At 41.9% G+C, this 13,957-nt stretch carries 10 protein-coding genes; 4 read left to right on the forward strand and 6 right to left on the reverse strand.

The genetic code is table 11. The annotated features are described in order from the left end of the window. Positions 1 to 855: 855 nt before the first annotated feature. A complete protein-coding gene (locus AB4249_RS16495; protein ID WP_102394490.1) occupies positions 856 to 2,682 on the reverse strand; it encodes a hypothetical protein in 1,827 nt (608 codons plus the stop codon). A 190-nt stretch (positions 2,683 to 2,872) separates the two neighbouring features. Continuing rightward, a complete protein-coding gene (locus AB4249_RS16500; protein WP_065584138.1) occupies positions 2,873 to 3,733 on the reverse strand; it encodes an oligogalacturonate-specific porin KdgM family protein in 861 nt (286 codons plus the stop codon). Between the two features lie 538 nt (positions 3,734 to 4,271). Here AB4249_RS16500 and AB4249_RS16505 point away from each other — a divergent pair. Continuing rightward, positions 4,272 to 5,309, forward strand: coding sequence for a polysaccharide lyase family 7 protein (locus AB4249_RS16505; protein WP_102332123.1), 1,038 nt, complete (start codon positions 4,272 to 4,274; stop codon positions 5,307 to 5,309). Between the two features lie 230 nt (positions 5,310 to 5,539). Here AB4249_RS16505 and AB4249_RS16510 read toward each other — a convergent pair whose 3' ends face one another. The 3 genes from AB4249_RS16510 to AB4249_RS16520 all read right to left on the reverse strand — a co-directional run bounded on the left by AB4249_RS16510 (position 5,540) and on the right by AB4249_RS16520 (position 8,730). Beyond that, entirely contained in the window at positions 5,540 to 6,907 is a 1,368-nt protein-coding gene (locus AB4249_RS16510) for an MATE family efflux transporter (protein ID WP_081322222.1), read from the reverse strand. Positions 6,908 to 7,055: 148 nt separating this feature from the next. Then, on the reverse strand, positions 7,056 to 7,778 hold the full coding sequence (locus AB4249_RS16515; RefSeq protein WP_017063624.1) for a FadR/GntR family transcriptional regulator: 723 nt from the start codon (positions 7,776 to 7,778) through the stop codon (positions 7,056 to 7,058). A 175-nt stretch (positions 7,779 to 7,953) separates the two neighbouring features. Beyond that, complete coding sequence (locus AB4249_RS16520) at positions 7,954 to 8,730, reverse strand: SDR family NAD(P)-dependent oxidoreductase (protein ID WP_065584137.1); 777 nt, start codon at positions 8,728 to 8,730, stop codon at positions 7,954 to 7,956. A 342-nt stretch (positions 8,731 to 9,072) separates the two neighbouring features. Here AB4249_RS16520 and AB4249_RS16525 point away from each other — a divergent pair, with 342 nt between their 5' ends. From AB4249_RS16525 to AB4249_RS16535, 3 genes are all read left to right on the forward strand, one after another. Next, positions 9,073 to 9,792, forward strand: a complete 720-nt coding sequence (locus AB4249_RS16525; RefSeq protein WP_017069960.1) for a FadR/GntR family transcriptional regulator — start codon at positions 9,073 to 9,075, stop codon at positions 9,790 to 9,792. 283 nt (positions 9,793 to 10,075) lie between these two features. Then, the gene (locus tag AB4249_RS16530) at positions 10,076 to 11,938 is read left to right on the forward strand and encodes a DUF294 nucleotidyltransferase-like domain-containing protein (RefSeq protein ID WP_372104018.1); all 1,863 of its coding nucleotides are present in this window, start codon (positions 10,076 to 10,078) and stop codon (positions 11,936 to 11,938) included. Further along, complete coding sequence (locus tag AB4249_RS16535; RefSeq protein ID WP_372104021.1) at positions 11,938 to 12,654, forward strand: 3'-5' exonuclease; 717 nt, start codon at positions 11,938 to 11,940, stop codon at positions 12,652 to 12,654. The genes AB4249_RS16530 and AB4249_RS16535 overlap by 1 nt, the downstream gene beginning before the upstream one ends. A 140-nt stretch (positions 12,655 to 12,794) precedes the next feature. Here AB4249_RS16535 and AB4249_RS16540 read toward each other — a convergent pair whose 3' ends face one another. Then, entirely contained in the window at positions 12,795 to 13,508 is a 714-nt protein-coding gene (locus AB4249_RS16540) for an oligogalacturonate-specific porin KdgM family protein (protein WP_010438391.1), read from the reverse strand. Between the last annotated feature and the right edge of the window lie 449 nt (positions 13,509 to 13,957).

Consider the following 13,957-nt stretch of genomic DNA (forward strand, 5'->3'; position numbering starts at 1 on the left):
AGGAGAGGGGTAGTTATCAGTTGCACAGAGTTTAAGACATTATCATTAAGCTCATTCAGTATTAACTTTAGTCATTATCAGTTTCAGTCACTATCCTTTCCCCAATCGCCGATCACCATTAACCTCAGTCATGATTAATCTCAGCTGATAACAGGTCATATTGGCTCTCATTCAAAGCTAAACAATGCCAATATTATTTTGGAATCGCCATAGCTAGAAAACTTCGACTTCGTTCTCAAGGTATGTACTAATGCGACGTCTACACATGAACGTATTGTTTTGCCTGGTCTACTAATAAGCGTTAGCTCGGCTGATTACTCCCGTTTTGTTCTTGAAACCGTCACTTTTGGGTTGTTTAGCAAGACTCTTAGCAACAGCCATAAATCGTGCTCTAACTCTTGCATAAATAGAAGGGCGGTTAGCCATCACTTTATTAGCGCCAATGCTTAATGAAATACTCAGGCGGGCTCAAGTCGATGATCAAACGCATCTAGTGCTCAAGGGGATACGCTTGAGGGTTAGTTGCTTGCAGGCCGTAAATACCTTGATTGTATGCTACGGTGATGCTGAATAATAATTTGTGGGTTGAGTGCAGAGCTGAGGGGTTTTGTTTATCTATGATAGATACAGGGCTTTTGAGAGGGTTAAATAAGTTAGAGAGGCAAGGGGGCATTCGTTACTAGCAGCATCGGTGCTTATTCAACGCTGAAGCAAAGTTCCGCTGAGTCAGAGAGCTTAACTGAATCGCCAGTCTGCTTTTTATTCTTGAGCTAACAATAAAAAATCCCTATCAAATTACGTTGATAGGGATTTGTTTTATCTAGCAATCAAGTCAAACAGACTTTCTAGTGAGAACTAGAATAGGTCTGAATCTAGGTTGTCGAAGTAGGTGTATGTCCCTTTTGAACCATTGTCACCATTGTATAGCGCAATAGCGGTCGGGGAACCACCTGCACTTTCAGCTTTTAACCCAGTGTAGTCTGTTCCATCAACATTGACGGTAATGTCTGTATCTACCCATGAAATGGTCACATCTACCCATGTGTCTTTTGAGTATGAAGCAAGGTCAACTTGGCTGCCTGATTCGTTGCGGAATTTAATCATACTAGATGTAAATACAACTTCAGTGAAGCGACCACTAGATGATGCATCGTTATTAGAACCTAAGAAAATGTATGATGCTTTTACATAGCCATCGCTAGGGATGTATACAGATGTAGAAACAGAGCCAGTTTCTGCTGCGCCATTAGCAAAGTCGCGGCCAACGATAGCTTTGTTATTATCAGTGGTTGAGTCCGCACCATCTTCAATTCGTAAAGAGTTAGAACCCGACTTGGCAAAGTCACTACTGATCACTGCTGTATTTAAAACCCCATCAACACCTTTTGTCTGGTACGCAGGGTTAGCCACATCGATCTGCGTACCTACAGTATAAGAATCGAAGTTGTCTGTTACTTCGCCGGGCTCTGGATCTGGATCTGGTTCAGGTTCTGGCTCAGTATTGCCGCCATCAACAACAACTGTCGCTTCCGCAGTATTGTTGTTGTACGGATTACCTGATAGCGCTTGGCCATTCGGGTAATTGTTAAAGTTATCTTCAAACACTAGCTCATCAGAAGCTGTGTCATTCGAATAAACTTTAAAGTTGTCAGCGTTTAACTCGTAGTGTGTTGTGTTAGAAGTATCACCAAGCTTCAATGACACGATAGTAACGGCAGCTTTGTCGAAAGCCTCAAAACCGTTGCCGCTATTGTCGTATACAGTGTCATTGACTTTGAATGTGTAGTAACCGCTCGCCCAACTGATTTCAACCGCGAGATCTTCACCTAAAGTGTAAGTGCCTACAGGCTCATCAGGAATTTGAGGTTTACCGCTACTATCGGTAACCGTGGAACGGTAGAAAATTTCTCCAGCATTAAAAATAACTTCGCCGTGTAAATTAGTGTTAGAAGTACCAGAAGCGTAGAGACTAATATAAGCGTTGTTACCTGAACCATTCGCTTCTTGCTCGGTGTTTTCATCTACTTGGTAGATTAAGTCAACGGTTACCTTTCCTGATGCGATACTGTCTACTGTTGCCCCTGTGCTGCTGTCAGACAATTTCAAACGTAGTTCACCCACATCATTCTTTACACCACCATTGTTGGTGTCCAAAATTTGAACGTAGCCATTGATACCATTTGCTTCATTGGCTTTACTGATAGCTTCTTGTACGGCGTCAGTCGCAGTTTGGTCTGAACCAGAGTAGTCTATGCCAGTGGTGTTATCTGAAATATTCAGAGCACCAGCGTCATCGAAAGAAAAAACACCATCTAGAATTTCGATCGTTGATGTGCCTGTTTCATAATATGTGAAAGAGACCGTACCGGCTTCTTCATCATAATTATTAGTAGAAGCACTTGCATCTTTAATCGTGTAAGTACCTAAGTCATCATCATCGTCATAGTATTTATGATTGCCATCTTCTTGGAAAACATAAACATTTGGTAGATCAGCGTTTGATGACGCGGATATTGAAGCGGAGTTACCATCACTGATTTGCCAGTAACCCGTAGTTAATGCTGAAGGTTGGTTACCTGGATCAGTAGAACCATCGGTCGGGATAGGTAAACCGTCACTGTTACAACCAAATAATAAACCTGTCGAAAGAGCGACAGCTGTAGCGACTTTAGAAATCTGCATAAAATATTCTCTTTATGATATTAAATCCATATGTAAATCACATAAGAAATAGATAATGAATAGTCGTTAAATATTTATTAGGATGAAACTAACGTTAATTAGAACATCCTATTATTTAAATAAAGTGCTTAAAATATGCCCCAAAAATTTACAAGAGGAGAGGGGTATTTTATAAATTGACTATTTCTAATTAGAATGAGTAAGCAACACCAACACGGTATTTTGCTTCGCGATCTTTAGAAGATGAGCTGATATCAGAAGACCAAATCTCAGCAAAAGGTTTCCAAGAACCGAACTTGTAGTTTACTTTTAAGCCAGCATCCCATTCCCAGTCATCACTATTATAAAGAAGTACGTTATCCAAAGATTTTACATAGTTTGCTTCGTAAGAAAGACCAAGCTTCGGTAGAGACTCAATTTTATATGCACCTGTTAGCGTTATTTTGGATTTTTGAGCTGATTCTAAACGTTCGCCAGTTTCTGAATCCTTATCACCAAACTGTGTATGGTTGCGGAAATCAGCATACTCGTGACGGTAACGAATGGCAGTCGTTAATCCCATATCCGCATTATAACCAACACGGAATTGAGGTTTGTAAGTGACTTTTTTCATCTTCCAGTCACCGCCGTTGTAGTTCGGCTCATCCCAGTCCCAAGCGATCGGCATACCAACTTGTAGATACCAGTTGTTATCGACTTTGTAAGTTGCTGTATTTTCTACTTCCATACCGTAAATATACCAATTGCCGTCATAGAAGCTTCTACTGTTTGCTGATTTAACTTCGCCAGAATCTGCGTCGTAGTAAGAATCGTCAGTATGGAATTTAACTTCAAGGCCCGTTGAGTGCTTCCACTTATCTGACAGTTTAAAGCTTTCACCTAGCTTCACTCGGTGTTGATGGCGAGCGTCTACGTGAGCCGTGTCGCCATTTGTTTTTGTATAATCCGTCGCAGCACGATACTCGTAACGATAATCAAGAGATGCACCAGTAGCTGTGCCCGCTAAAAGAGTACATGCAACAGCTGCAGAAATTTTTGTAACAGAATTCATACCTTTGTCTCACTATTATTTTTTTATTCTGGATACATCCAATGTACCCGTGGCTCACAAACCAATACCTTACATGGTATTAAATTAATGTATGACAAATATGGTATTTATTATTGAGTCAGATTTCTGTGAGATCTATCAAAAAGTTCTGACTAATGGCCCAAATATATAGCTAAATGTTATGAATATCTCAATTTAGGGCTTGTGTATTAAATCAATCATGACGTACTTCTCATATTCACAAACCTTAGAAACTCACTTTTTTGCATGTGTTAAAATAATACAAATATTAAGTGTTTCTATATGTTAATAATGATGATTTTAACCATCGTGGCTTAAACATAGGGAGCATGTTGAGAGGCATAAATATAAACCATAGCCAGATGTTTAATAAAAGTTACAAAATGGCTAAATGTAAATTCTATTTATCGGTTGGCTTATTTAAGTCGAAGAGAAAATATTTAGTACTAATTCGTGTTCAAAAGTGGTTTCTGTACTGAGTGTGTACTCGGTATCTGTTAACAATAAAGGATGAGTCATGTTTAAGAAAAACATATTAGCAGTGGCGCTATTAGCGACTGTACCAATGGTTACTTTCGCAAATAACGGTGTTTCTTCCCCCGTACCTGCCGATAAATTCGATATGCATAATTGGAAAATAACCATACCTTCAGATATTAATGAAGATGGTCGTGTTGATGAAATAGAAGGGGTAGCCATGATGAGCTACTCACATAGTGATTTCTTCCATCTTGATAAAGACGGCAACCTTGTATTTGAAGTGCAGAACCAAGCGATTACGACGAAAAACTCGAAGAATGCGCGTTCTGAATTACGACAAATGCCAAGAGGCGCAGATTTCTCTATCGATACGGCTGATAAAGGAAACCAGTGGGCACTGTCGAGTCACCCAGCGGCTAGTGAATACAGTGCTGTTGGCGGAACATTAGAAGCGACATTAAAAGTTAATCACGTCTCAGTTAACGCTAAGTTCCCAGAAAAGTACCCAGCTCACTCGGTGGTTGTTGGTCAGATTCACGCTAAAAAACATAATGAGCTAATCAAAGCTGGAACCGGTTATGGGCATGGTAATGAACCACTAAAGATCTTCTATAAGAAGTTTCCTGACCAAGAAATGGGTTCAGTATTCTGGAACTATGAACGTAACCTAGAGAAAAAAGATCCTAACCGTGCCGATATCGCTTATCCAGTGTGGGGTAACACGTGGGAAAACCCTGCAGAGCCGGGTGAAGCGGGTATTGCTCTTGGTGAAGAGTTTAGTTACAAAGTGGAAGTGAAAGGCACCATGATGTACCTAACGTTTGAAACAGAACGTCACGATACGGTTAAGTATGAAATCGATCTGAGCAAGGGTATTGATGAGCTTGATTCACCAACGGGTTATGCTGAAGATGATTTCTATTACAAAGCGGGCGCATACGGCCAATGTAGCGTGAGCGATTCTCACCCTGTATGGGGGCCAGGTTGTGGCGGTACTGGCGATTTCGCTGTCGATAAAAAGAATGGCGACTATAACAGTGTGACTTTCTCGGCACTAAAGTTGAACGGCAAATAGTACATAAGGCTAGTTAGAAACAGGCCTTAAGGAATGTTTTCGAAGACCACTGAACCGAATGTTGAGTGGTCTTTTTGTTTTCTATGAGATTTAAGATGAGCCGGGTATCAGCGAGAGTACAATGAAGCTTACCAATGAACGGTACAGCTGAAACAATACAACCTTGTCAAAAGACAAGGTTGTAATCAGAAAGCGTAGAAAGATTTTAGGACGGCGACTCGATACGGAGTTTAGTCATACATCAACTCTTTAGCTTTGTCGGCATCAAACTCTTTAAGAGACTTTCGAGCCAAATGACGGAATGGGAAAGCTTTAACGACTTCTTCGAATGGTTGGATAGCGAAAGCCCAAAAGATAGAACCGTCTAATCCAAAGATGATCAATGCACACAATGGAATTGAAATTACCCATTGACCAGTAAAGTTGATTTTGAAGACTGCGGTCGTTTTTCCTAGTGCTCTTAATACATTCCCATGAACCGTGTTGTAGCCACGGACAATCGGCAAGAAGATGTAGAGTGGGGCGATAACGGCCAATGCTTGATAGGTAGATTCATCCAAGTTCGGGTAAATGTCACCAATGACCAGACTTAATCCTGCGAATAAGAGTGCACAAACGAAAGAAATGACGACTGCAATATCGATACTGGTATCGACGTTTTTGACTAGGTCATCCATCTTTTTGGAGCCAATCGCTTGGCTGATAGTAATCGCGGAAGAGTGAGCCCAAGCGGTAATAAATTGAGAGACAGCCCTGATCCAAGGCATCACCAAAGTAATCGCTACGTAAGCGTTGATGTTAAGTTGCGAATACAACAATTGATATATCGTTGCGCCAATCAAAAGCATGGTCACGTTCGCTGCTACAGGGAATATTTCGATAAAGTGACGGCGAACGTTGGTAAAGAATTCAGAGCGCTGAGCGTCTAATTTGAGTGAAATCGCTGAGCTTAAATGCACGCACAAAACCAAATACAGCAAGCGGATCGTTATTGCAATAATGCTGCCTAATGCAGCGCCTTGTACTCCAATCCCTTCAAAATTAGAAAAACCATGAATCAGCACATATGAGAGTACAGCATTGATAGGCAGTTCAATTAAGTAACCTTTGAATGGGACTTTAGTTCTGCCTAGCGCATTAAATAAAGCAATGATCACCTGCGTTAACGCGGTAAAAATAACGATGTATTTCGAGATGTCTAGATAGCGGCTGATTTCTAAGTGAAGGGAAGCGTCATCTGTTAAAGCTTGAATCAAGGGTTGTTCGAAAAAAGTAAGTAGAAGCCAAAATAGTGTTGCTACGCCAAGGTTGATAAATAACCCTGCCCAAAATGCTTTAGATAATGATGCGGCGATGCCAGAGCCCACTGCGCGGCTTAATACTAACTGAGTACCGTTTGCCAGCGCCATTTGAATTCCCAGTACAAAGGCAACGATAGTCGTCGCAATCCCCATTGCAGCTAAAGGGATTTCACCAAGAGGAGAGACAAGCAGTGTGTCGATCATCAACATCGACTGCATCAAGATACCGTTTAAGGCGAGGGGCCAGGCGAGAGAGAAATTTTTCCTTACGTACGATTGTGAAGACACAAACAACACCTTATGTGTATAACCGTAAGCTTTCTCTGAGGTGGCGGAGTAGAGCGTTTAAAGAAGAAAACACTACGGTAGTTGATGGTTAAAAAATGGGTGCTAAAACAAGACTGACTTGTGTCTTTGAAAAACAAGTCAGTTTGGTTAATCTCGGTTATGCGATGGCTAATTCAACCCTAGAGAGCTTTTGGTTCTCATCGTCTAGCAGGACTTGAGAAGCAATTCGAGCTTGCTTGGCATCGCCAGACATTATTGCGTCGTAAATCGCTTTGTGTTCTTCTAAACAGAAGCGACCGCCTTCAGCGGAGTGGTCGATAAACTGCTTGAAGATAGTCGACAGAATGTTCGCGAATGGAATGTAAAATTGATTACCTGTCGATAAGAAAATCGTTTGGTGAAACAGGTGATCGTTGGTCGTCCACTCTTCATAATCGAAGCTATTTGCTGCGATGGTCATTTTCTGGAAAAGAATCGAAAGCTCTTTGCGTTGCTCTACAGTTGCATTGGTTGCAGCGAGCGCACACGCTTCCGGGTCAATCGCTTTTCTTAAGCCTAAAAATTGAGACAAGAAGGGTTTAGTATCTTCTAAATCTTGGATCCAGTACAGCAATTGCGGGTCCAAGAAGTGCCACTGTGTTCTCGGTTTGATACGAGTGCCCACTTTTGGCTTCGACTCGATTAAACCTTTTGCCGAAAGTAGCTTAGTTGATTCTCGAAGGGCAGTTCTGCTCACTCCAAAGATTTCGCACAGCTCCATTTCGCTGGGTAACTTTTGATTTTCTTCTAACTCGCCTGACAAGATCTTGCGAGCAATTTGTCTCGCCACTTGAACATGAATTCGGCGGCTTGAATCTTCCACCAATGTAAATATTGACATTTAAACCACCTGAAATTGAAACTTTGAAAACACTAAAAGCCAGACGAATCTGGTGTTTAGTGTCAGTGTATACGTCGAATTTAGTGTAAGGTTTTCCCTCATCTACTCGGGTCTGTTAACACTTATATAGTGTGGCGAACTTAAATCGCTGAGTGAGCTTATATAAACCAGCTAACTAGGGCGTTATTTGTCCGCCGTTAACATCTAGGATTTGACCTGTGATGTAACCGCTGCAAGCATGTGAGGCAAAGAAAGCAAAAGTAGGTGCTACTTCTTCAATACTGCCAAAGCGACCCATAGGGATATTGCTAGCAATGGTCGACTTTAGCTCATCGCTTTTGCCGTCATGAAATGCGGTATCGATAGTGCCTGGTGAAACTATGTTGAAACGGATATTGTCTTTAGCAAATTCTTTTACCCAGTTCCGATGGATATCGTGTAACCAAGCTTTCGATGCGGCATATACACCAGCACCCACACCACCACCTTCACGAGCGGCAATCGAACCCGTGCTAATCACACAAGATGTTTGCCCGGACTCAGCAGCAGAGGCGCGTAAGTGCGGGATAGAGAACTTGGTTGTCATCAGCGCAGAGCGAACATTAAGGTTCATTACGCGCTCATAAAACTCATCATCGATATTTTCTAGATTGGCGCGACCACCAAGGCCACCGGCGTTGTTAATCAACACGTCCATGCCACCAAAATGATCAGTGAACTCTTTGACTAACCTTTCGCACTCTAATGTGTCCATTAGGTTTGCAGGAAAAAAGGCAACATCGCCACCCAGTGCGGTAAGTTCAGATAGAACGTCATCAACTTTTGGGCTAGAAGCACGACTATTGATACCAATTTTTGCACCATACTTTGCGAAAATACGTGCTGTAGCTAAGCCCATACCTGCAGTAGAGCCAGTAATTAGAATGCGTTTGCCTTTTAAATCGTTAAACATCACAGTCGCCTATATTGTAGATCATTCGCGTTAATAAATCATACAATAACACTTGCAGTATTCAAGGATAGTCATCTCAAAACTGATCATCAACGACATAAATAGTGAGAGTAAGAGTCGTTTTGTGAGTTTGCGCATACAAAAAACGGTGTAAATAAGAACCATTTGTATGAATAAATGTTTTTAATTAGTTTGATGAACTAAATACTTATAATATTCATAAAATCTTCGCTAGCCTATATCATTCGTGACCTCACGTTATTCTTATACTTAGTTGGTGCAGATATAAATCAGTGCTATAGTCCGAGTTAAATAATACATATCTAATAAGTAAGTAGACACATGGCTGGCTCTTTCAATTCGATTTCAGGCTCTAAGCGAAGCCTTCATGTGCAAGTTGCACGTGAAATCGCACGTGGTATTTTGTCGGGCAATTTGCCTCAAGGTTCTATTATCCCTGGTGAAATGGCTCTGTGTGAGCAATTTGGTATCAGTAGAACAGCATTAAGAGAAGCGGTTAAGCTTCTGACTTCAAAAGGTCTATTAGAATCTCGTCCTAAGATTGGTACTCGCGTTGTTAACCGCGCGTTCTGGAACTTCTTAGATCCACAATTGATCGAATGGATGGACGGTTTGGCCGATACAGACCAATTCTGTCATCAGTTTTTGGGTTTACGCCGCGCGATTGAACCAGAAGCGTGTGCTTTAGCTGCTCAGTTCGCGAGTGCAGAACAACGCATTGAGCTGTCTAGTATTTTCCAACAAATGGTAGAAATCTCTAGCGAAGAAACGCTTGATCAAGAGCGTTGGCTAGATATCGACATGAAGTTCCATAGCCTGATCTTCAATGCAACAGGTAACGACTTCTATCTTCCATTTGGTAACATCTTAACGACCATGTTTGTTAACTTTATTTCTCACTCTTCTGAAGAGGGAAGTACTTGTATTAACGAACACCGCCAGATTTATGAAGCAATCATGGCAGGTAATAGTGACAAAGCACGCCACGCGTCAGCAAGTCACCTGTTAGAAACAAACCACAGATTACCAGCCGCTAGTTAATTGTTTTCACTGTTATTTTAGCTTTGATCGTTTTGCATTATCGACGAGAGGGCATTCTCGTAAAACTAGGGTAGTCAAAGTTAAAATTACGGTTATTCAAAAGCTAATTTCAGCAGTGACCTCTAAAAAGCACGTTTGATACGTGCTTTTTTTGCATCCAAATTTGATGAAAACCTGACTGGTGTCCAATATTTAATCTATTATTTGCTGTTTCGTTAAAAGCACTAGTAACCAGTATTTTAAGTTATATAATAATACTAATTAAATTATTGTGAGTGTGATTATGCCCCAGTCTCTACTGCCAAATATTCTTCAATTCATAGGTCAAATCGACCCATTCGATAAGATCCCTAAACAAGCACTTCGCGAACTTGCCTCTAACGTGCAAATTACTTATCTCGGCAAGGGAGATGTGGTCGATTTGTGTGAGTCTGGGAAGGAAAAATCGCTCTATATCATTCGAACGGGCTCTATGGAGCAACGAAAATCGGATGGTGTGCTTCGTGCCCGTCTAGGCAGTGAAGATTTGTTTGGCTTTACGTTCTTAGATTCTGAAGTCAACGACGAAAAAGGCTATAGAGCTGTCGCAATCGAAAACACCTTACTTTATGTGATTCCACACTCGGCACTTCAAACGCTTTTCAAAGCCTTTCCAAGTTGCGCAGAACACTTTGCTTCACAGGCGCAGGTTCGCTTGAAGTCGGCACTGGATGTGGTCTGGTCGAATAAAGAGAAAGGCCTGTTCATTCGTAAAGTTGAGGAAGTGGCAAGCGGGCAGGTGGCAATTGTTAAGTCTGAGCAAACCATCCAGTCGGTTGCGGTTGAAATGCTTCATCAACGCTCACCGTGTGCCGTGATCTATGAAGGTGAAACCATTGTTGGTTTGATCACCGACCGAGACATGACTAAGCGAGTGATTGCCCACGGCGTGAGTACTGATAGCCTGATCTCAGAGGTAATGACGCACTCTCCACTTACTGTAAAACCGGATGATCTGGTGCTGCATGCGGCCTCTATCATGATGCAATTTAATATCCGTAACTTGCCCGTTGTGAAAGAGAATAAGGTCGTTGGTCTTCTTACTACGTCTCATTTGGTTCAAAACCACCGTGTTCAAGCGATATTCTTGATCGAGAAAATCAAATACGCGGGCAGCGTGAAAACCATGTCTTCGTTCACCTCAGAGCGACAAGCTATTTTTGAAGCGCTGGTGGAAGGTAAAGTGGCGCCTGAAACCGTCGGCAAGGTAATGACCATGATTATGGACGCCTATACCCGTCGATTGATTCAAATAGCGATTGATAAGTTAGGCCCACCACCGTGTGATTTCTCTTGGATCGTAGCCGGATCGCACGCACGTAATGAAGTGCACATGTTGTCGGACCAAGACAGCGCGATTGTTCTTGCTGACGATGCAACCGACAGTGACCGTATTTACTTCAAACACTTAGCGATGATGGTGACCAACGGCTTAGCAAGCTGTCACTACCCATTATGTCCAGGTAAATTCATGGCTGCGACGCCAAAATGGTGTCAGCCACTCAGTGTATGGAAGCACTACTACAAGAAGTGGGTGGCTAACCCAGAGTACGAACGCTTGCTTAATATCAGTGTGTTCCTAGAAATTCGTACTATCTACGGCAACAGTGAGTTCGAAGGTATTCTGCGCGATGAGCTGCATAGCAATATTCGCGGTAACCGTGAGTTTTTAAGCACGCTAGTGACAGACGCGGTCAATACCAACCCGCCACTTGGCATCTTCAATAGCTTAGTGCTAGAGAAGTCAGGTGAGAATAAGAAAACGTTGAACGTGAAGAAGTACGCGATTAACCTAATTATCGATCTCGCACGTATATACGGGCTAGCCGTTGAATGTGATTTGTCTGCAACCGACGAGCGTTTTGCAGCTGCGAACGAGAAAGGTATGCTCAGTGATGACGCGTTCAAGAACATTCTGGGTGCGTATCAGTTCATTTTATCTTTCCGATTTGGTCATCAACTTGAAGCTTTGAAGAATGGGGAGGTACCAGACAACAACATCAACCCTGATAGCTTTGGTAGCTTTGAACGTAAGCACTTGAAAGATGCCTTTAGGATCATAGCTGATCTCCAAGAGGCGGCGAAGATTCGTTTTGGAGCGCGCTAATGAGAGCATTGTTAAATTATTTTCATCCGCTTGAGCGAGTCAAGCGCAAGCGAAAGCAATACCTAAATACGGTTAAACTGCCTGAAGCATTACGCGATCTTGTTGAACAGCCGTGTCCAGAGATGGCGGATTTGGCTAAAGATAGTGAGTATATTGTGTTAGATCTTGAAACGACGGGCTTAGACAGTGAACAAGATCTGATTTTATCGATGGGGTGGGTTGATGTGGTTAAGGGGCGAATTGATTTGGCATCTGCCAAACACATCTATCTTAACAACGACTCTCAGATCAACGCAGAAACCGCGGTTATTAATCACATTACACCACAGATGCTGGAAGAGGGCGCGTCAATTCATGATGCCATGCTGACCTTTTTTGAAGCCGCAAAAGGTAAAATCATTGTTGCGCACGCTTGTGTTGTAGAAGAGAAGTTCATTAGTCAATATCTACTTCGATGTTACGGATTGAGAACGGTGCCTTTGCTTTGGTTAGATACATTGTGTATTGAAAAATCTATGGAGAAAGCGATCAGTAATCATGAAGAGGTAGATTTAACTTTGGCAGGCACACGTGACAGATATGGTCTTCCTGAGTATAACAGCCACAATGCGTTAGCTGATGCAGTTTCAACAGCGGAGCTATTTTTGGCTCAACAGAAACGAGTGGTTCCGAATGATGAAGTGACACTATCATTTTTATATAGGATCAGTCACTAGGGAAGCCATTTGTTCCCTTATTTGAATCATTGTTGACTGAACTGATTTGAAAGCATAAAAGCCAGCGATTATGCTGGCTTTTGTTTAGGTCTTAGAAAATTAGGACAGTAATTATCTTAGATTATTCATGTAGCTATCGATTAGAAGCTGTAAGTAATACCTACACGGCTACGTAGTTGACGGCTTGAGTCACACACCGTATCACTTGTACATTGAACGTTGCCAAATTCTACGTATGGGCGCCAGCTCCAATCTGCTTCTTTGTAGCCGATCTTCATGTTGTAGTCCCACTCGTACTCGCCGTTGTTACCCATTTTCCATTCGTCATTAAAGAAATCTTCTTTGTAGTTTGCTTCAAAGCCAAACTGCCAAGCGTTCCAGTTGTAATCGATATTACCCGTAATTTTACCGGCATTTAATGAGTCGTGTTGCTTACCATCAAGGCCTGTTGAAGTTTTACCTGATGCATAATTGCGGAACTCATGGCGGTAACGAAGTTTCGTTGTTACACCTGAATCAAATTTGTATTGAACACGTACTTGCGGTTTGTAAGTTACCGCTTCATCACCGAAAGTAATCGGCATTGAAGTTGTTACACGCCAGTTGTTATCGAATTTGAAGTGGTAGCCGTATTCAAATTCGTTATCACCACGTTGAAGTTCGCTTAGGTTACCCTTGTGCTTCATTTCTACGCCGTAGTAATGATTACCTGTGCTACCACCAATTTTCACTCGACCAGCCCATTCTTCCGAATCGTGCTTGTACTCTTCACGAAAATCTAGTGATGCCGCAGACACGCTGCCTGCAAAAAGAGTTGCTAATACTGCAAGCGTTACTTTATTCGTTTTTATCATTTTATTGTTTCCACTGTATCTAAATAAAAAATGGTTAATAAAGGACCAACGTTGAGCCCTTTGTTGTATTGGGATTAAAGTTTTGGGTAAAGTCGTTCTACGTCGCGCTGAGCCCATATTTCCGCTAAGTTCTTTTTCATTGTGAACTTGCTAAAGTCTGTCTAAGTTGCCAGTTTCACCATTCAGGGTTTTCCCTAGCAACGCCGGCTTTTAGGTAAAGCGGAGTTATACGCTCAATGCGATGACGTTTGTTTTCGTGTGTAGGGTTACTCTTTCTTTTGAATTAAAATACTACAAATATGGTAGCGATCCGAGGCGTGATGATCTGTGAACTTGATCGTGTTGTTAGGACAAAACCACTATTTACAAAGGGTTACAAAATCGAGTTGTTTCGTTAAGTTGATGTTTTTTTAGTGATTTGTTTGGCTGTTGATAATGGTTTTGAAGAG

The sequence above is a fragment of the Vibrio sp. 10N.261.55.F4 genome (assembly GCF_041470465.1).
GTDB classification, from domain to species: domain Bacteria; phylum Pseudomonadota; class Gammaproteobacteria; order Enterobacterales; family Vibrionaceae; genus Vibrio; species Vibrio crassostreae_C.

Excerpts from the sequence above, each read along its gene's own strand:
- AB4249_RS16495 (WP_102394490.1), bottom strand. The coding sequence starts at position 2,682 with ATGCAGATTTCTAAAGTCGCTACAGCTGTCGCTCTTTCGACAGGTTTA.
- AB4249_RS16500 (WP_065584138.1), bottom strand. The coding sequence starts at position 3,733 with ATGAATTCTGTTACAAAAATTTCTGCAGCTGTTGCATGTACTCTTTTA.
- AB4249_RS16505 (WP_102332123.1), top strand. The coding sequence starts at position 4,272 with ATGTTTAAGAAAAACATATTAGCAGTGGCGCTATTAGCGACTGTACCA.
- AB4249_RS16515 (WP_017063624.1), bottom strand. The coding sequence starts at position 7,778 with ATGTCAATATTTACATTGGTGGAAGATTCAAGCCGCCGAATTCATGTT.
- AB4249_RS16520 (WP_065584137.1), bottom strand. The coding sequence starts at position 8,730 with ATGTTTAACGATTTAAAAGGCAAACGCATTCTAATTACTGGCTCTACT.
- AB4249_RS16525 (WP_017069960.1), top strand. The coding sequence starts at position 9,073 with ATGGCTGGCTCTTTCAATTCGATTTCAGGCTCTAAGCGAAGCCTTCAT.
- AB4249_RS16530 (WP_372104018.1), top strand. The coding sequence starts at position 10,076 with ATGCCCCAGTCTCTACTGCCAAATATTCTTCAATTCATAGGTCAAATC.
- AB4249_RS16535 (WP_372104021.1), top strand. The coding sequence starts at position 11,938 with ATGAGAGCATTGTTAAATTATTTTCATCCGCTTGAGCGAGTCAAGCGC.
- AB4249_RS16540 (WP_010438391.1), bottom strand. The coding sequence starts at position 13,508 with ATGATAAAAACGAATAAAGTAACGCTTGCAGTATTAGCAACTCTTTTT.